The 17,873-nt window shown below is 69.9% G+C and carries 22 protein-coding genes; 6 read left to right on the top strand and 16 right to left on the bottom strand.

The window, feature by feature from the left end; translation table 11 throughout:
• Positions 1–167: 167 nt before the first annotated feature.
• A complete protein-coding gene (locus C503_RS0107490; RefSeq protein WP_018681566.1) occupies positions 168–1,013 on the top strand; it encodes a GNAT family N-acetyltransferase in 846 nt (281 codons plus the stop codon).
• A gap of 66 nt (positions 1,014–1,079) precedes the next feature.
• On the opposite strand, the gene C503_RS0107485 is transcribed toward C503_RS0107490, so the two are convergent.
• The gene (locus C503_RS0107485) at positions 1,080–1,940 is read right to left on the bottom strand and encodes a phosphotransferase family protein (protein WP_026316057.1); all 861 of its coding nucleotides are present in this window, start codon (positions 1,938–1,940) and stop codon (positions 1,080–1,082) included.
• Between the two features lie 613 nt (positions 1,941–2,553).
• Between C503_RS0107485 and C503_RS0107475 the strand changes: the two genes are divergently transcribed.
• On the top strand, positions 2,554–3,759 hold the full coding sequence (locus tag C503_RS0107475) for a helix-turn-helix domain-containing protein (protein WP_169514510.1): 1,206 nt from the start codon (positions 2,554–2,556) through the stop codon (positions 3,757–3,759).
• A 307-nt stretch (positions 3,760–4,066) separates the two neighbouring features.
• Here C503_RS0107475 and C503_RS38460 read toward each other — a convergent pair whose 3' ends face one another.
• A complete protein-coding gene (locus C503_RS38460) occupies positions 4,067–4,510 on the bottom strand; it encodes a 2-keto-4-pentenoate hydratase (protein ID WP_156893048.1) in 444 nt (147 codons plus the stop codon).
• Between the two features lie 87 nt (positions 4,511–4,597).
• Here C503_RS38460 and C503_RS44375 point away from each other — a divergent pair, with 87 nt between their 5' ends.
• Positions 4,598–5,212, top strand: a complete 615-nt coding sequence (locus C503_RS44375) for an NsdA family TPR-like regulatory protein (RefSeq protein ID WP_211222339.1) — start codon at positions 4,598–4,600, stop codon at positions 5,210–5,212.
• A 145-nt stretch (positions 5,213–5,357) separates the two neighbouring features.
• Here the strand turns inward: C503_RS44375 and C503_RS0107465 are convergent, their stop codons facing one another.
• The 4 genes from C503_RS0107465 to C503_RS0107450 form a co-directional block, all read right to left on the bottom strand.
• Entirely contained in the window at positions 5,358–6,113 is a 756-nt protein-coding gene (locus C503_RS0107465; protein ID WP_211222338.1) for an NUDIX hydrolase, read from the bottom strand.
• Positions 6,114–6,216: 103 nt separating this feature from the next.
• On the bottom strand, positions 6,217–6,987 hold the full coding sequence (locus tag C503_RS0107460; RefSeq protein ID WP_211222337.1) for an alpha/beta hydrolase: 771 nt from the start codon (positions 6,985–6,987) through the stop codon (positions 6,217–6,219).
• Between the two features lie 64 nt (positions 6,988–7,051).
• Complete coding sequence (locus C503_RS0107455; RefSeq protein WP_018681558.1) at positions 7,052–7,552, bottom strand: cupin domain-containing protein; 501 nt, start codon at positions 7,550–7,552, stop codon at positions 7,052–7,054.
• Positions 7,553–7,648: 96 nt separating this feature from the next.
• Positions 7,649–8,092 (bottom strand): DUF1707 SHOCT-like domain-containing protein, encoded by a 444-nt coding sequence (locus C503_RS0107450; protein ID WP_018681557.1) that lies wholly within the window; start codon positions 8,090–8,092, stop codon positions 7,649–7,651.
• A 160-nt stretch (positions 8,093–8,252) separates the two neighbouring features.
• Here C503_RS0107450 and C503_RS0107445 point away from each other — a divergent pair, with 160 nt between their 5' ends.
• Genes C503_RS0107445 through C503_RS38450 form a run of 3 tightly spaced genes read left to right on the top strand, consistent with a single transcriptional unit; the run spans position 8,253 to position 10,113 of the window.
• Positions 8,253–8,696 (top strand): ester cyclase, encoded by a 444-nt coding sequence (locus tag C503_RS0107445; RefSeq protein ID WP_018681556.1) that lies wholly within the window; start codon positions 8,253–8,255, stop codon positions 8,694–8,696.
• Positions 8,693–9,562, top strand: coding sequence for an NAD(P)-dependent oxidoreductase (locus C503_RS0107440; RefSeq protein WP_018681555.1), 870 nt, complete (start codon positions 8,693–8,695; stop codon positions 9,560–9,562). Before C503_RS0107445 ends, C503_RS0107440 begins: the two co-directional genes overlap by 4 nt.
• Positions 9,562–10,113 carry a serine O-acetyltransferase gene (locus C503_RS38450; RefSeq protein WP_018681554.1) on the top strand — a complete coding sequence of 184 codons (552 nt, stop codon included), beginning with the start codon at positions 9,562–9,564 and terminating at the stop codon, positions 10,111–10,113. The genes C503_RS0107440 and C503_RS38450 overlap by 1 nt, the downstream gene beginning before the upstream one ends.
• Positions 10,114–10,181: 68 nt before the next feature.
• On the opposite strand, the gene C503_RS0107430 is transcribed toward C503_RS38450, so the two are convergent.
• The 10 genes from C503_RS0107430 to C503_RS0107385 all read right to left on the bottom strand — a co-directional run bounded on the left by C503_RS0107430 (position 10,182) and on the right by C503_RS0107385 (position 17,873).
• A complete protein-coding gene (locus C503_RS0107430; RefSeq protein WP_018681553.1) occupies positions 10,182–10,988 on the bottom strand; it encodes an SCO6745 family protein in 807 nt (268 codons plus the stop codon).
• Between the two features lie 135 nt (positions 10,989–11,123).
• Positions 11,124–12,446: an aminotransferase class V-fold PLP-dependent enzyme gene (locus tag C503_RS0107425; RefSeq protein WP_018681552.1), complete on the bottom strand. Its 1,323-nt coding sequence runs from the start codon at positions 12,444–12,446 to the stop codon at positions 11,124–11,126.
• Positions 12,447–12,458: 12 nt separating this feature from the next.
• The gene (locus C503_RS43110; protein WP_018681551.1) at positions 12,459–12,932 is read right to left on the bottom strand and encodes a hypothetical protein; all 474 of its coding nucleotides are present in this window, start codon (positions 12,930–12,932) and stop codon (positions 12,459–12,461) included.
• Entirely contained in the window at positions 12,929–13,555 is a 627-nt protein-coding gene (locus C503_RS38440; RefSeq protein WP_018681550.1) for an NAD(P)-dependent oxidoreductase, read from the bottom strand. The genes C503_RS43110 and C503_RS38440 overlap by 4 nt, the downstream gene beginning before the upstream one ends.
• 12 nt (positions 13,556–13,567) lie before the next feature.
• Positions 13,568–14,038 carry an anthrone oxygenase family protein gene (locus C503_RS0107410; RefSeq protein ID WP_018681549.1) on the bottom strand — a complete coding sequence of 157 codons (471 nt, stop codon included), beginning with the start codon at positions 14,036–14,038 and terminating at the stop codon, positions 13,568–13,570.
• A gap of 22 nt (positions 14,039–14,060) precedes the next feature.
• Complete coding sequence (locus C503_RS0107405; protein ID WP_018681548.1) at positions 14,061–14,414, bottom strand: antibiotic biosynthesis monooxygenase family protein; 354 nt, start codon at positions 14,412–14,414, stop codon at positions 14,061–14,063.
• Positions 14,411–15,646 carry a beta-ketoacyl synthase N-terminal-like domain-containing protein gene (locus C503_RS0107400; protein ID WP_018681547.1) on the bottom strand — a complete coding sequence of 412 codons (1,236 nt, stop codon included), beginning with the start codon at positions 15,644–15,646 and terminating at the stop codon, positions 14,411–14,413. Before C503_RS0107400 ends, C503_RS0107405 begins: the two co-directional genes overlap by 4 nt.
• Positions 15,643–16,941: a beta-ketoacyl-[acyl-carrier-protein] synthase family protein gene (locus C503_RS0107395; protein WP_018681546.1), complete on the bottom strand. Its 1,299-nt coding sequence runs from the start codon at positions 16,939–16,941 to the stop codon at positions 15,643–15,645. Before C503_RS0107395 ends, C503_RS0107400 begins: the two co-directional genes overlap by 4 nt.
• Complete coding sequence (locus tag C503_RS0107390; RefSeq protein WP_018681545.1) at positions 16,938–17,354, bottom strand: cupin domain-containing protein; 417 nt, start codon at positions 17,352–17,354, stop codon at positions 16,938–16,940. Before C503_RS0107390 ends, C503_RS0107395 begins: the two co-directional genes overlap by 4 nt.
• 45 nt (positions 17,355–17,399) lie before the next feature.
• Complete coding sequence (locus tag C503_RS0107385) at positions 17,400–17,873, bottom strand: SRPBCC family protein (RefSeq protein WP_026316054.1); 474 nt, start codon at positions 17,871–17,873, stop codon at positions 17,400–17,402.

Genomic DNA, 17,873 nt, shown 5'->3' with positions numbered 1-17,873 from the left:
AGACTCGCGCCGCGACCATCCCCGGCGAATCGGCCGACGGTCCCGAACGGGCTGGGAACCTACCCCTGACATCCTGGGAAAGCCCAGGTCCGGGAACCATTGCGGGCCCCGGCGCGGCGTCCATACCGTCGGGCGGGACAGCACTGAGGACGGTCCCGGGAGGAAACATGCGGGTGCGCTCGACCACGGACATCGACCGGTTCCGGGCGGAAGTCGGCCCGTGGCTGCTGCGCAAACCGGTGGAGAACAACGTCCTGCTCTACCACACCTACGACCCCTCCGGCGCCCTCCCCGGCGACTCCCCCGCCCACCCGCGCTGGGTGGTCGACAGCACGGACGAGGTCGTCGGCGCGGCCTGGGTGCACGCCCCCTACCGCCCCACCATCACCGACATGCCCACCCCGGCCGCGCTCGCGCTCGCGGAGGAGCTGGCCAAGCAGGAAACCTGGCTCCCGGGCGTCAACGGCCCGACCGAGGCGGCCACGGCCTTCGCCGGACGCTGGGCGGAGGTGACGGGTAGGACGGCGAAGCGGGAACGCGACCAGTGGCTGATGGTGTGCACCAACGCCAACCGCATCCCGCAGATCCCCGGCTCCCCCCGCCTTGGCCGGGCGGACGAGGTGGACCAGGTCGCCACCTGGTTCTCCACCACCATGCGCGACTCCGGCATGTCCCCCGACGACATCCTCCGCTACATGCACCACATGGTCGCCGACCAGGTCGAAGGCACCCGCCTCATCCTCTGGGAAGACAAGGACACCATCGTCGGCGCCGCAGGCCGAGCCCGCCCCATCGGCGGCGTCGTCCGCCCCTCCGGCGTCTTCGTCCACCCCGACCACCGCTCCGGCGGCTACGCGGCAGCTCTCCTGGGCGAGACGACGGCACGCGCGCTGGAAGACGGGGCGGACGCGTGCACGTGCATCCACTACCTGGAGTACGCGCAGATGCAGGCGGTGGTGGAGAAGGTCGGCTACCACCACGTCCAGGACCTGACGGAGTACCGCTTCGCCTGACCTTCACCCACACAAGCGCCTGAGCCTTCCCGGCCAGGCGCTTGTGCATTTCCGCCAAAGCCCAGCCTACGACTCCCCGAGCCGATACCGCGCCCACACGCGAGCGGCCGCCGTGGCCTCAGTAGCGGCAAACCTGCGTTCCCACAGCCGCAGCACGGACGCCGCGAAGGCAGTCAGCGCATCAGAATCGGCGTCCCGAAAGCCCGAAATCCGGTTGGCCCATTGTTCCGCCTGGGCAGGCGAGTGTCCTGCGGCGATGAGCCGGATGAGCACGAAGGCCGGATCTATCCACGCGGCACCGGTTCGCCACCACGCCCAATCGACCACCTGCGCCGTATCCGAGATGAGGAAGTTGGCCGGGTTCAGATCGGTATGAATGAGCGCCGAGCCATCCATGTGCTCCGGTGCCCGTCCGGCCCAAGCAGTGAGCTCACCCACGTTTTCGACGGACCACGGAGATGCCTGGTCAGGTGGATCGGCATGGATCTCGGCCTTGAGCACTCTCGCCCACTGCACGGCCATCGCACGCCGATTCGTCGACACAGGTGTACGGGCGATGACATTCACCGCATCGGTCACCAGCGGGATATCACTCGACCCTGGGGACAGATCGGCATGCCGCCCGGTCACGTGCTCGAAACCGAGCAGCAGCCACCCCTCTTCTTCGACATGCCACAACAAGCGCGGCGCGAGTTCCCTGGGAAGGAATGGGCTTATGCTGATCTCATTGTGATGCATGACGGACAACGACGACGCCGTCGTGATTCCCTTGCAGAAGACCACCGCCTGCGAAGTCCACAACGTGGCGGCAAACTCCGAGTTGCGACCAGAGCTCGCGGACTCCGCCTTGACGACGGGACCGGTGCGACTTTCCACCGCACCCCTCACCTGCTCAGGCAGCTCACCCCACTCACGACGGGTCGTCATCCACATCCCTCGCTCTACCGACAGAGACCGCCGTCGCCCCCACCCTGGCCGCAATCAGTGCACCCGGCATGGCACTGCGAACAGTCACCCGTACCCGTCGCCCACAACTCCACGTCCACCTCGAACCCGGCAGCGACCAGCGCCTCCACCGTAGGCGCCAACGCCACACGCATGTCGGTCCGCGTGGTCTTCGGGCGGACGAACTCGTCGGGCACGTGGTGGAGAAACCCGGCACCCGCGTGCAAAACGCAGCGTAGTCGCGGGTGTTGAGGATGAACATATGCCACCCCAGGTCCACGCGCTTGCTCGGACGAAACTGCTGGTCGGGGTTCTCGGCACAGATGGTCAAGAACGCGATGGTGGCGTCCACGATACGAACTGCTTCGTCTCCGGTCATCCCGGCGTGCTCGCGGATCAGTTGCGCCACCACACGATCGTGGAGACCTCGCGCGATCAAATCCGCTGGGTTGCGCACGATAGCGAGTGCCATAGCTCTCCCTTGAGTTTCTGTATATGTCGGATATGGATGCGCTGGCAACCGGATAGGTTGGGGACGACATTGAGGGGATTGTCATCCCCAACCCTTCCGGAAGGCTTGCGCCTCGGTAGTAGCGTGACCGTCGCGGAGTGTCATCGGAAGAACTCTGGCGTCCACAGCCGTCCACAACCCAGGGGAGCGGTCCGCGTGCACGAGACGGGGCGGGTGCTGAGAGCGGCGCGGGAGAGTGCCGGGCTCAGTCTGGCGACGATGGCGAGCCGGGTTCACTACGGCAAGTCGACCCTTGGCATGGTGGAGACCGGGCGGCGGACAGCGACGCCGGACCTGATAGCCGCGTACGAACGAACGCTGGGCGTTCAAGGGTTGGGTGAGGATGTGAACCGACGAGAGCTACTCGCGGCAGCTGCGGCAATGCTGACAGGCAGCCACACCCCGGACCCGCTCGCCCGGCTCCTGGACGGCCTGACGACGAGCGACCACCCTGGGCACGTCGGTAGGTCCGAGGTCGAGGCCGTCCAGCAGGCCACAGCGGTCTACACGACGATGGATCTCCGGTTCGGCGGCGCGGTCGCCGCCGATCTCTCCACCGGCGCCCTCCGATGGGCTGTGAGCCTCTTGGACGCGCCCATGCAAGACGACACCCGCATAGCACTCAGCGCGGCCGTCGGGGCGCTCGCGGACCGGACCGCCTGGATCCACTTCGACGCCGGACGGACCTACTCCGCACGCCAACTCTCCACCCTCGCGCTACGCACCGCAGACGAGGGGGTAGACCCCGACCTACGTGCGCACGTCCTCCTGAACGTCGCCGCACAAGTCGGCGAAGCACTCCCCTCCGAAGCCGCCGGTCTGGTCGACGCAGCCCTATCCGACCGCCGAGTGTGCACGCTGGTACGTGCGAACCTGCACGCCGGACTGGCCGGACACCTCGCCAAGTCCGGCGAGAGGTCACGAGCGTTGCGCCACATCCGCGAGGCCGAAACCCTCGCAGCTCGCGGCGGCAACATCCCCGAGTGGGCGGGATTCCTCACCGCAGACCACCTCGACTCCATCACCACCCAAGCACTGGCAGCAGCCGGTGAACACACCGAAGCGATCCGACGATTCGAAGACCTCCTCCCCCGCATCGGCACCGACCGCCTACGCGGCCGCGCTGGACGAATGATCGACCTGGCCGAGGTCCACGCGACAACAGGCGAGCCCGAACAGGCACGTTCACTCGCACGCCGTGCAAGCAAGGCACTCGCCGACGTCAGATCAACCCGAATCACCGCCAGACTGGCCCAGTTGAACGAAAGCGTGGCGCGGGCCACCTCCTAGTGGTGCGACCCAGAACGTCGGCCGTGTATCGGCGTGTCCACGGCGTGGCCGGCGGTGCCGCCGGAACGGCCTCGTACTGGATGTACTTGGTCGTTTCCGGCGGTGCCGCCAGGCACGTCGTGGGCGGGTCGAGACATGGTCGACGTTCTGGGTCGCACCACTGGACCAAGCACTCCCCTGAGTCGCCCCGCGCACCACACGAATACGAGGGAACCTCAATACCGCGCCCACACGCGAGCGGCCGCTGTCGCCTCAGTAGCGGCAAACCTGCGTTCCCACAGCCGCAGCACGGACGCCGCGAAGGCAATCAGAACATCCGGACCAGCGTCCTGGAAGCCCGGACCTGGTCCGGCCCCTCGGCGACCGGCACACCGTCCACCGAGACACCCACCCGTTCGGCGGCCAGATCCCAACCGGGCGCGAACGCGACCGCGGGCCCTGTGACGACCCGCGCCGAGGAAGCGTTGTCGACGATGCTGTCGACCAAACCGATCCTCCAATCCTCGAACCGGGTATCGATGACCTCCAACGCCAACATCACCTCCGTCACCGCGTTCCGCACGTCCCGCGCGGTGACCCGCGCACCGACCAGGTCCCGGTCGAATCGGAACCCGATCTCGGCCTCCACCCGCGAGCACATCAACTCGCCCATCGACAACCGGCCGCCATCGGGCAGCACCATCCCGTCGAGCAACACGCCCGAATCAGGCGTGTCCACCCGTGCCAGCTCCTGCATGGCCTTCAAGGTCAAGCCCACCTTGTGGCCCACGACCCGCGCGCCTGTGGCCGGTTCGCGGGGTGCCGAGCGGTATATCGGGTATACGAGGAGGCTGTGGCCATGGCTGAACGCGTACCGAACCAGCGCCTGCGTGACCTCGTCACCGAGTCGGGCTTGACCTATCCGGCGCTGGCCAAAGCGGTCCGCGACGTGGCCGCCGAGTGCGGAAGCTCCCTGCGCACCAACAAGTCCGCCATCGAACACCGGATCTCCGGGGCCACACCGCGTGGCGAGACCGGCCGCTTCCTCACCGTGGCACTCTCCCGACGGCTCAGGCGTCTGCTCACCCCCGGAGACCTCGGGCTGCCCGCCGACATCGACGACGAACGCGCCGGGCTCGACCTCACTGCCGACCCGCTGGACGCGTTGATGCCGTTGTGGCAAGGCGAACTCGACCGCCGCCGCTTCCTCACCACCACCGCCTACTCCGTCGCCGCCGCGGCGTGCACCTGTTGGGCTGGAAGCACTACGACGCGAATCAGCACGGCGCGGCCCAACGCTGGGCGACCATCGGACCGCGGCCGAGCACTACGCCCGCGCCGCCACCGCCCGCCCCAACCACACCTACGCCCGCATCATCACCCTCGACCTGATCTCCAGCGGCACCAACCACCTCAAGCGAGGAGCCGTCGAACAAGCCTGCGCCACCTGGCACCGCGGTCTCGACCATCTTGACGGGGTCCGCTCTCGCCGCACCCGCAAAGCCCTCACCCGAATGCGCATGGACATCGCGCACTATCGCGCCAGAGGACTCCCCGCCGCTGTCGAACTCGACGACCGCGTCCGCGGCATCCTCATCACCGGAACGCAATGACGCCGATCACTCCGACGAAAGCCTGTCCACCAAAGGTCCCAGATAGTCGACCCGGCGACCGGGCAACTCCGCGAGTTCGGTCGGCGAATCGACCGTGCTGATCTCCGCGAACTCCGGCTCGCGTCCCGCGGCCCGCTCGCTCGCCACAGTGGCCTCGAATCGGGCTGTGATCTCGGCGAAAGGCAGCGGCGGAGCCAGGTAGAAGACACCGATGTTGCCATGCTCGCCACGAGTCAGCACCCACAGTCTGAGCGCACTCGGATCGACGACCACCCCGACCTCCTCGGCCAGCTCCCGAGCCGCGTGCGCCCGCAAGTGCGCCTCTTCCAACACCACACCTACGGCGGGTTGCTCGGCCGAACCGCCGGAAAACTGCCACCGCCCGGCCGCCGCGGTCGACGACGACATCCGATCTACCACCACGCCGCCACGCGTCGTCGGCTGTGCGACCGACACGAACACCGATCCCCACGCCCGCGCACCCACCACCCATCGCAAGGCGAAATGCCGATAGGTCACTCGCGCCCACGACACGACCACCTCACCGGCCTCGTGCACCCGCAGGTCCGCACACGCCACGACCGGACCGTCGAACAATGCCGGGTTGGCCCCCGCCGTCTCAGCCCACAACCGGTCCCTCTCCAGCACGTGCTCATCGGGGACAACCGGTGGGGCGACCTCGATCAAACGGACAACGGATACGGTGAAGACCTCGACCTCCACCGGCAAGCGCGAGTGCGAGTGCGAGTGCGACATGGTCACCCACATGACCCTAACGCGCGTAGCAAATCGCGCAGGACTGTGTTGGAAACGGCAGTTCGGAGAACAACCGCGCACCACACCGGCCTACCCTCAGGGCCAAGACTCAGCCCCGCACGAACTTCGCGACCGACGCGACGAACCCCTCCAAATAGCCGGGAAAGTCAGGCCGAGACGGCTCCGGACACCCTGGCAGCTCCTCACCACATGGCAGACCCTCAAGAAGGGCATCGACAGTACGCCGCTGGTGAAAAGGATTGTCCGACACCGACGGAACCACACCAACCGGCACAGTCAACGCACCCAGTTCATCATCAGTCACACCACGAAGAGTCCGGCCAGCCAGCAAGGCACGAATCTCGCACTCCGCCGCCCCGCGCACCACCATCCCGGCCCGGACACGCGCATCCACAACCGGATCCGACGCCGTCGCAGGCCAAGCCAACACCAGTTTCTCGACCCTGGGCACAGCCAACGCGAGCCGAACAGCCACCGAGCACCCGTTCGACCCGGCCACCACCGTCACCGGCCCCGCAGGCAGCCTCGCGACCAGGTGCTCGACCTCATCCCCCCAGCTCACCGCCCGCCGCAGACGATCCGGCGCGAACACCACGAACCCCTCTCGCCGAAGCCCGCTCACGATCCCCGGCGTCTTCCAGAACCAGTCCCCAGTCATCTCCTCCCAAAGCCCGCCGTGCACCAATACGACCGTGGAAACCGTCGCGCCACCCTCGATCGGATTCCCGTCGCCCGCCACTTCGCATCCCCACAGCAAACGCACCAGATCAAGTGCCACGACCGGCGACGGTACGCGGTCCTGATGGCGAACAGAGCGACAAAGCACGGAATGCCGACCAATCGACAGCGAGATGAACACCGTCGCAACCGAAATCCGCACAACGAAAAAGGGCCAGGGCACCAGCCCTGGCCCTTCGACCACGTCACGCCCGAGGCGGGCCAAGCACCTTCCCCCCATACGCCTCCACCGAGGCGATCACCGCGCCGAAGTCCGGGAAGTCCGCCGGGTCGAACGCGGGCACCTCCAGCCGCTCCGCCGGCTTCCCCGTGTCGAAGAACCACCCGTCGAACCCCCCGGGTGTCCCCATCACCAACCACCGCGCCTCGGCGGACTCCACTTTGTACGAGTGCGCCAGCCCGCGCGGCGCGAACACCGTCCCACCAGGACCCGGCCGGTGCATGACGCCGTCGATCTCGATGCTGAGTTCGCCTTCCAGGACGTGGAAGGTCTCGTCCTCGCGGGTGTGCAGGTGGATCGGCGAGGCGTAGCCCTGGTGCGAGGTCTGTTCGGCGAGCCAGAACTGGTTGCCGGTGTCGGCGCTGGTGGCCTTGAAGATCATCAGGGCGCCCATGTGCCAGACCGCGCGGCCCTCGGTGGGGGTCAGGCAGAACGGGGTGATCTCGGACAGCTGGGGGTCGGACATGTGCCCTCCTCGGCGCGGGTTGCTGACCCGAGCGTCCAGCGCGCCGTATCCCCGCGTCGTGGGACCGCCGTCCCGTGGCGGCAGGAATGCGGCCCGTCAGCGCTGGAAGCGGCGGCGGCGGATGCGGGCGTGCACGATGAGGCTGCCGACCAGCCAGAACAGCGGGAACGCGGGCCAGAAGAACGGCTCCGGCGAGGCCGCCCAGCGGGCGATGATGTTGACCGCGACGAAGGCCACGATGGCCGCGTGCACGATCAGCGGGGTCGGCACACCGCGCCGGTACGGCATCGGCGCGCGCGGGGCCGGGCGCGGGTCGGGGGCGCCGGGAAGGCCGCGCAGGAGCTGGTCGGGCAGGTCGGAGACGTGGGCCAGGAGTTCGTCGCGGTAGCGGACCGCGTAGATGGCGGTGGTGCGTTCGTCGGCCTCCGCGACGGTCAGCCGCCCCTCACCGACCGCCTGGTTGACGGCCGCGACCACCCGCTCGCGCTCGTCGGTGGAGGCGAGGATGCGCCGACGGGCGGGGGTGTTGTCCTGGTCCATGCCTCGATTGTGCGCCGCCCGGTCGCGTGCTCCCTGAAATCTTTCACAGTTCTGTCGACCGGGCCCGTTGCCCGGCCGGGCGGGACGGCAGGCCCACGACGCGGTGACGGTGCCGCCGCGACGATCGGCTCGGCAGCTGAAACCGGTACCGGGAGGTGCGATGTCGGCCGAGGACAACATGAAGCTCGTGCGCTTCATCACCGAGCGCGGGCTCAACGAGGGGGACGTCGGCTTCGTCGACGAGGTGTTCGCCCCGGACTACGTCGTGCACGCGCGCGACCTGGACCTGCCGCCGGGGCCGGGGGCGTTCCGGACGGCGGTGGAGTTCTGGCGGCGCTCGTTCCCCGACTTCCACTGCACGATCGAGCACATGATCGCCGACGGCGACTACGTGGCGCACCGGTTCAGCACCACCGGCACGCACACCGGACAGCTCGGCGAGATGCCGCCGAGCGGTAGGACCTTCCGGGTCTCCGGCGTCGACATGCACCGCGTGGTGGACGGCAAGGTCGTCGAGTCGTGGATCAGCGACGACTTCCCGCGCATCCTGATCGAGATCGGCGTCCTCAAGCCCGCGGGCGGCCCGCCCGCCGGTGCCCGATGACCACCCGGATCGGGTTCCTCGGCCTCGGCGCCATGGGCGCGGGCATGGCCCGGCGGCTGCTCGCGGCGGGCTACCCGGTGTCGGTCTACAACCGGACCACGGTCAAGGCGGAGGCGCTGCGCACACACGGCGCCACCGTGGCCGCGTCGCCGACCGAGGCCCTGGCGGGCGCCGACGTCGTGTTGCTGAGCCTGGCGACGGCGGACGTGGTCGAGGAACTGCTGTTCACGTCCGGGGCACTCACCGCCGCCAATCCGGGTGCGGTGGTCGCGGACATGAGCACGGTCTCGCCTGCCGCCGCCCAGGCTTCTGCCGCGCGTATCGAGGCGGCGGGTCGTCGGGCGTTGGACGCGTGCGTGCTCGGCAACGCGCGGCACGCGGAGGAGGGCGAGCTGCGGTTCATGATCGGCGGCGGAGCGTCCGATGTGGACAGTGTGCGACCGGTGCTGGAAGTGCTGTCGAAAGAGATCGTGCACCTGGGCCCGAGCGGTAAGGGCGCCACCGCGAAGATCGCCCTCAACCTCATCATGGGCGTCCAGATGCAGGTTCTGGCCGAGGCCGTGGTCCTGGGCGAGGCCGCCGGACTGGACCGCGGCCAACTCATCGACATGATCGCGGCCAGCGGCTACAGCTCCCCGGTCATGCGCTTCAAGAGCGGCGTGATGTCCCGACGCGACTTCACCCGCCCCGATTTTCGGCTGTCCCTGATGCGCAAGGACCTACAGCTCGCCGTGGACCAGGCAGCGGAGCTCGACGTCCCGCTCCCGGCGACGGCGGCCAGCCTGGAAGTCCTGACTGCCGCCGAGTCCGCCGGTCACGGCGATCTGGACTGCGCGGCCGTGCTGTTGCAGGTGGAGCGATCCTGATGTCCGGCCTGGCGGGACGGCCCTTCCTGGGTCGTCCCGCCGAGGATCTCCGCTTGATCGCGAGCCACACGGGCTGCGGTGATTTCGCGGCTCTGTTGCACCCGTCGATTCCCGCCATATGGGCCCATCGAATTGCGCACCATCTGCATCCGCGATTCCGCCTGCTCGCCCGGATAATCAGCGCGGCAGGCCGTCTGGCATCCGGCGGCATCGAGATCCATCCTGGCGCGGTGCTCGGCCGGAGGGTGTTCTTCGCACACGGGACGGGCACGGTGGTGGGCGAGACGGCACGGGTCGGTGACGACGTGGTCATCGGACCGCAGGTGACCCTGGGCGCGGTCGGATGGTGGCGGGACAACAACCGCCCACCCGGGGCGGCACGTCACCCGACCGTGGGGAACCGGGTGTGGATCGGACCGAACGCGACGGTGCTGGGGCCGGTGGTGCTCGGTGATGACGCGGTGATCGGGCCGCAGTCACTGGTCACGACGGACATACCGGCGGGGGCAGAGGTGACAGCCCCGGCCGCCGTGGACTGCTTGCCGGGTTGAGTGCGCGGTTGCCTGGTCGTCGAAGGGCCAGGGCTGATGCCCTGGCCCTTTTCGTTGTGCGGTGGGTGTCACTGGGACCCGGCGGCCACCAGGGTGGTGGTGATGGGGTCGAGGAGAGTGGTCAGTTCGTCGAGTTCGGTCGGGGTGAGGGCGTCGTAGGGTGGAGCGGCGAGTTCGTCGGTGAGGGCTTCGACGCGGGCCTTGGTCTCGCGGCCCGCGGTGGTGAAGTGGCCGTCGGGGTCGACGAGGCCGCGGGCGCGGAGACCGGCCATGACGGTGGCGAGTCGGGTCTTGGGCAGGTGGTGGACGCGGCCGAAGGACTCCGGGGGGTGGATATCCATGTCCAGGGCGGACAGTATGTGGGACTCGGTGCCGCCGATGTGGGCGCAGGCGAGGGCGATGATGTGGCCGTCGCCGCGGTGTTCGCGGAGGGTGGTGGCGGAGTGCCAGAGGCGGGTGACCGGGTCGGTGGGGATCGGGAGGGTGCGCATTCCGGCGTACATCATCCGGCCTGCCGTGGGGGCGCTCGTCGCGGCCTTGGTGGTCAGGTCGGCGGCGCGGGCCAGGCCCGGGGAGTCGGCCAGGTCGTCGCCGAGGATTCGGCGTAGGGAGGCGGCACTGCCGCGTTCGCGGGCGGCGACGGACGCCTCGGGTGGGATGGTCTCCCACGCGCGAGGGATGTGGCGGGCGGCCTCGCCCTCGGCGAAGTTGTAGAAGGCCGCGTGCACGACCTCGGCGGGCACCCGGCCCAGCGGGGCGGCGCGGCTGGCGAAGTAGCCGTCCCAGTAGGTCGGGTGGCCGAGCGCGGCCAGCTCCTCGTTGCACTCGTCGGCGAGGAAGGTGACCAGGCAGATCGGTTCCAGGAGCTCGTGCATGCGACGGGCGATGCGGCGCGTCTCATCGCTCCCGCCACCACCTCCCCGGGAAGCGTCGCGGGACGAACTGCACGGACCTGTCGGACGTGGCCTGGTCATGGCCCCCATCGTGCCGGCAGGGCACGAGGCCGGGCGTCAGGAGGCGGCGACCTTGCGGATCGCGGTGAGGGTGCGGTCCAGTTCCCGCGGGGTGTTCATGATGCCCGCGGACACCCGGGCGAACGGCACCTCATAGGGCGACGTGCTGGCCCGGATCCCTTCCGCCAGCAGCCGCGCGACAGTCTCGTCCGCGGTCTTGCCCTCCAGATCGAACGACACGATGCCGGACTGCAAGGAAGTCAACCGAGGACTACGCGGGATCACCCCCTTGATCTTGGGCAGCTCCCGTTGGAACACCCCGTTGAGTTCCAGGACGCGCGCCTCGATCGCGGCTTTGCCGATCCGCTCGTGGAACTCCACGGCGGCGGGGAGCGCGAAGAGATGGTCATAGGCGACAAACCCGCCAAGGGAAACGAAGTGGGCCTTGGTCGGCGGCAAGGGCTGGTGTTTGAACGAGATCTGCAACAGCCCGTCCTCGACCTCGAACGTCGGCACCGTCTGCTGCACATGCGGCCACGCGTCCGCGCGCCCATAGACGACCCCCGTGCCCCGGGGCCCATGGAGCCACTTGTGGGCGCCGGTCGCCAGGAAGTCGACCCCGCTGCGAGCGAAATCCAGGTCCAACGCGCCGAACCCGTGCACGCCATCGACGATCAGCAGGCAGCGGTCGGCCGCCGACCGCCCCTCGTTGATGGTGGCGATCATGTCCGCCACCTCCGCGATCGGCATCCGCAGGCCGCTGCTGGAGTGCACCCACGTGATCCCCACCGCGCGCGTCCGCGGCCCGATCTCGGCGCGGAGTCGGGACACCAGCTGCTCCGGTCGGGCAGTCACGGCGTCGTCGTGCAGCGTGACGAACCGGACCGGAACACCCTTCTTCTCCCCGGCCCGGCGAGCGGATTCCACATGCGAGTAATGATCGTGCGTTGTGAGCAGGATCTCCTGGTCAGGACGAATGGTCAGTCCGTTGTAGACCAGAGCCAGGCCCGTGGTCGTGTTCGGGACCAACGCCAGTTCCTCCGGCGCAGCACTCAGATAGCGAGCGAGGGCGCGTTTCGTGTCGCCCACCGGGTCCTCGGCCGGGGTCGCGTCGAAGACCACGTCGGCGGCCCAGTGGCAGTCGGCGTCCAGTTTCTCGGAGAACTCCCGGATGGCGCGGCGGACCGGGGCCGGGTGCGAGGAGAGCAGGAACGTCTCCATGTGGACGATGTCGTAGTTCAGGCGGAACTGGTCGCGCACCCAGCCCCAGTCCGGGCGGCCCGCGGGCACCGCGGCCGCGGCGAGGGCTCGGGGGACGGCGACCCCGCTCAGCGAGACCGCCGTGGCCGCGGTGAGGAAGCGGCGTCGGTCGAGTGGCATCGGAGGCTCCTCTCAGGCGTTCACGAGCACGGAAGCGCGGACTCGGCCGCGCGGCTTGTAGACCGACAGGGCGGTGATCAGGACCAGCTTCACCAGCTGCGCGACCAGCCCGCCGACCACCAGCCAGCCGGTGAGGCCGGGGTCCGCGCGCGTCTCCACGGCGGTCACCAGGTCGCCGACCCACGGCAGCAGCAGGATCATCGCGAACGCGCCGGTGGCCAGCAGCAGCCCGAGCTTCTTGATCACCCAGGTGTGCCGGAGCAGGCCCCACGGCGTCATCAGGGCCACCGTCACCCCGGTGACCAGGGCGAGGCCGAGCGCCGGGATGGCCACGGCCACCAGGCACAGCCGGAGCATGTGCACGGCCTCGACAGACGCGGTGGCGAAAGCGGCGACAGTGAGCACGAGCATCACCGCGGTGATGCCCACGCTCACGGTCGAGCCCAGGACGTGCAGGGTGACCAGGCCCTTGCGGCCCCGGCTCACCGCTGGCCCGTCAGCGTCACCACCGCGCGGTGCAGTTCGCCGTCGTCCAGATGGGACACGACGTACTCCGCGAGGTCCGCCAGGGCCATCGGGCGCTCCGGACCGCGAACCGTCCCCTGCACCACCCGGTAACGGCCACCGACACGATCACGCAGCCGCGTCGTGCGGACGACAATCCAATCCAGATCGCTGTGGTGCAGCTCGTCCTCCATCCGCTCCACATCGAGCAGTGGGTTCCGGTTGAGCTTGTGCCAGAAGAACTTCAGCGCTGCCTTGCGCGCCAGGGTGGCGCCCCGGCCGATCTCCACCGCGCTCGGCGAGACCGCCACGACCCGCTTGATCCCGTACGCGTCCGCCGCCGCGACCACATTGGCCATCCCGGTGCTGCGCACAACCGTGGTGGACCGGCCCGGCTTGCCGACCGCGAACACCACGGCGTCCGCACCGTCCAACACCGACAGCGTGTCCGGGTCGAACACATCGACAGGGTGTTCGACCAGCCGCTCGTGCCGGAGCCCGCGCGGGTGCCGGGCCAGTGCCACCACCTCGTGCCCGTCGGCCAGGGCCCGGTCCACCACGACCCGGCCGATCCGGCCCGTCGCGCCGAGAACCGCTATCCGCATCCCAACCCCTCCTCAGGCGATCTGGCCGGCGAAGGCCGCGATGTAGGCGCCGACCGCGGCGATGGCGCCGTAGGTGCGGACCTCGTGGGCGATGTACCAGCGGCTGCGCTTGCGGCCCCAGTCCGCCGCGACCCGCTGCGGGCTCCACTTCTCGATCTGCCGCCAGATGGGCCGGTTGAAGCCCTCCGAGGTCAGCCCGACCACGACCATGCCGACCGAGCCGACCACGAACAGCACCGCCACCGCGGGCGAGGGCACCAGGAACGCCGCCCACACGCCCAGCCCGGCCGCGATCACCCCGTTCCACACCGCGATCGGGTGGAACACGTGCATGTCGATGAGCTGGCAGACGGTGACGTACCGGTCGTAGGGCAGCGAGTTGAGCATCGGCAGGATGGACGTCTTCATGATCCACAGCGTGCCGAGCTGGATGCCCGAGGAGGCGAGCACCCAGAGGGTGAGTATGGCAACCGTTCCGTTCATCGCGTTCCCTCCAACAGGGCGCTCAGTCCGACGCGCCGCGCCGGGTGGTCTGGGCGCGGACGGCGAAGCGCAGCGACCGCGCCTCGGTCATGCACTCGCGCAGGGGCCGGACCAGGACGCGGTGGTCCGGGCTCGCCTCCCACGCCTCGAAGTCGGCCAGCGACTCCCACTCGCTGGTGATGAGCCACTGCTCCGGGTCGCCGGGGGCCTGGCAGACCTGGTCGACCAGGTGGCCGGGCACGCCGTCGGCGACCTCGTAGCGGATCTGCTCGTAGGCGGCCAGGAAGTCGTCGGTCCTGGCCTGGGGCACCCGGACCAGGAACACGACCCTGGCCTTGGACTCCCCGGCCTCTCGGATCTCTCGGACGGTGGTCACGCTGCCTCCCTCGGCCGGTGGGCGCGCAGCACCACCGAGCTGTTGTAGCCGTCGAACCCCCGGGCACCGACCAACACGGTGTCCACATCGGACGTCCGGTTGGCGGGCACCAGGTCCAGCTCGCACCCCGGCGCCCGCACCCGTGTCCCGCTGGACGCGGGCAGCACACCGGCACGCATCGATGCCAGCGCGGTGGCCACGTCCAACGCCGCGCCGCCCTGGTAGAGCCGCCCGGTCAGGGGCTTGCTCGTGGTCACCGACACCCCGCAGGCGCCGAACACGGCGGTGATCGCCTCGGCCTCGGCCCGGTCGGCGGCGGGCACGCCGACCGCGTCCGGCAGGACCGCGTCGACCTCCCCCGGCTCCACCTCGGCCCGTTCCAGCGCCACCCGCATCGCCCGCTCGTACTGACGGGACGGCACCGGTTCGCCCTCCACGGAATGCACACCGTCGTGTGTGGACGCGTGGCCCGCGATCTCGGCATAGATCGTGGCCCCGCGAGCGCGGGCGTGCTCACGGTCCTCGACCACGAACACCGCCCCGCCCTCCCCCGGCACGTACCCGGCGGCGTCCACATCGAACGGCGCGTACGCCCGTTCCGGGTCGTCAAGAGTGCTCAACCGTCCACTGCGGATCTGGCAGGCCAGCGCGTACGGGCTCAACGGCGCCTCCAGCCCGCCTGCCAGCACGACCGGCGTGCCCCGGCGGATGATCCGGACCGCGTGCGCGAGGCTGTCCAGCCCGCCCGCGCTCTCCGCGACCAGCACGTTGCTGGGCCCCTTGGCCTGGTGCCGAATGGACAGCTGCCCCACGGTCGCCGCGTAGAACCAGGCGATCGACTGGTAGGCACCGACCGTCCGCGACGGCTGGCTCCACAGCCGCTGCAGCTCCTTCTGCCCGAACTGGTTGCCGCCGGACGAGCTGGCCAGCACCACCGACACGTCGTACGGATCCAGTGTGGACAGATCGAGACCGGCGTCCGCAAGCGCTTGCTCGGCCGCGTCGAAGCCCAGCCACGTCCACCGGTCGGTCTGCACCAGCAGCCGCCCGTCCACCCGTCCGGCCGGGTCGAACCCGCGCACCTCCCCCGCCAGCCTGGTCGGGTACCGGGAGGCGTCGAACAGGCTGATCGGCCCGACCCGGGAGGTGCCGCCGGTGACCGTCTCCCAGTGCCCGGCCAGCGAGGAACCGCTGGGCGCCAGTACCCCGACCCCGGTGATCACCGCCGTCACCGCAGCGCCTCCCGGAGCCCGGCGAAGATCATCGCGGACTGGAACCCGCCGAACCCGCTGCCCACCGACAACGCCACGTCCACCGGCAGCTCGCGCGCGGTGTTGGGGATGTAGTCCAGGTCGCACTCCGGGTCCCGGTTGGCCCAGTTCGCCGTCGGCGGCACGGTGTCGGTGCGGATCGCCAGCGCGCACGCGGCCATCTCCAGCGCGCCGATCGCGCCGAGCGAGTGCCCGATCATGGACTTGATCGAGCTGATCGGCACCCGGTAGGCGGCCGGGCCGAGCGACCGCTTGAACGCGGCGGTCTCGTGCCGGTCGTTCTGCCGCGTCCCGGAACCGTGCGCGCAGATGTAGGACACGTCGTCCGGGTCGTGCCGCCCCTGCCGCATGGCCTCGTCGATGGCCAGCGACATCTCCACGCCGTCCGGGCGCAGGCCGGTCATGTGGAACCCGTTGCTGCGCGCGGCGTACCCGGTGACCTCGCAGTAGATCGACGCGCCGCGCCGCCGCGCGTGCTCCAGCTCCTCCAGCACCAGCACGGCCCCGCCCTCGCCGAGCACGAACCCGGTGCGGTCGCGGTCGAACGGGCGGGAGGCGTGCGCCGGGTCGTCGTTGTCCGGCGTGGTGGCCTTGATCGCGTCGAAGGACGCGGCGGTGACCGGGGACAGCGGCGACTCCGACGCCCCGGCCAGCACCACGTCCGCCTCGCCGTCCTGGACGAGCTGGTGGGCGTAGCCGATGGCGTCGATGCCGGAGGTGCAGCCGGTGGACACGACCTGCACCGGCCCGGTCGCCCCGTGCCGCACGGCCACGTCCGCGGCCAGGCTGCTGGGGACCAGGGCCTGGTAGAGGAACGGGCTCGCGTAGTGCGGGTCGACCAGCCAGTCGCGGCCGGTGTCGGAGAGGACCACGTACTCGTCCTCCAGCGCGGTCGTCCCGCCCACCGCCGAGCCCAGCACCACGCCGGTGCGCTCGGACAGCCGCTCGTCGTCGAACTCCAGCCCGCTGTCGGCCACCGCCTCGGCCGCCGCGGCCAGCGCGAACTGCACGTACCGGTCGCCCCGGCGCCGGTCCCTGGCGCCCAGACCGGCCTCCACCGGGTCGAAGTCGACCTCGGCGGCGACCTGGGAGCGGAACGGCGCCGGGTCGAACATGCTGATCCGGCGGGTCGCGGTGCGGCCGTCGGTGAGCAGCGACCAGAACGCCTTGGCGCCCACGCCGCCGGGCGCGACGACCCCGACACCGGTCACCACCGTGCGGCGTTCGCCCAACCCGGGTCGGGGGATGCCGGTCATCGAGCGCTCGCGGTGAAGGCGGCCGACTGCTCGGCGGTCTCGGTGTCCACGTGCCCGAGCTCCGGCCGCGGCGCCAGCGGCCCGAGGTGGAAGACCGCGCGGACCTCCTCGGTGCCGTTGTTGCGCAGCCGGTGCCGGGTGTCGACCGGGATCAGCACGGCCTCGTCCACGCCGAGCACCACCGGCTCGCCGTCCAGGTCGACGGTCAGCGTGCCCCGGGTGACGTAGACGAACTCCTCGCTGTAGGGGTGGTAGTGCTCGGCGATGCTCTCGCCGGGCAGCAGCGTGGCCACCCCCATGAACCCGGAGGTGCTGCCCACCGTGGCGGGTCCGAGCAGGACGCGGATCTCGGCGCCGCGGCGGCGGTTGGGCTCGATGTCGGCACGGGCGACGGTCTTGTGCGTCGTGGTCATCTGCGGGCTCCTGGTGTCGGTCCTGTCCAAAAGGGAGAGACGCGGCTAACGGGCGGGCGCGGTCCGGCCTGCCTCGATCTTGTTCTTGATGAGGTCGAGCTGGACCACGGAGTTCCGGTTGATCCGGTCGGTCATCTGCGCGTCGTCCACGGGCGCGGTCGGCTTCATGTGGAAGTCCTGGATCCAGGTCATCCGGGTGCCGCCGTCCTCCTCGGCGTAGGTCCAGAAGATGCGCATGTACTCGAACGGGCCGGTCTCCACCCGGTGCGCGTGCACCTGCCGGGTGTCGACGTGGCCGGTGCGGGCGCTGACCCAGCTCCACTCGCGACCGTTCTCGTCCGGGTGCATGGTCAGCCGGAACACCACGGTCTCCCCGTACGGGCCCGCCGCGCTGTCGAGGATCTCCACCCTGGCGTACTCGGAGTACAGGTCCGTCCACTTGGCGACGTCGTTGGTGATGTCCCAGACCGACTCGAACGGCGCGTCGATGAGGATGCTCTGCTCGGTGTGCCCGGCCAT

The organism is Actinokineospora enzanensis DSM 44649 (assembly GCF_000374445.1).
Taxonomy (GTDB): Bacteria; Actinomycetota; Actinomycetes; order Mycobacteriales; family Pseudonocardiaceae; genus Actinokineospora; species Actinokineospora enzanensis.
This window is presented reverse-complemented; position numbering and strand designations above follow the sequence as displayed.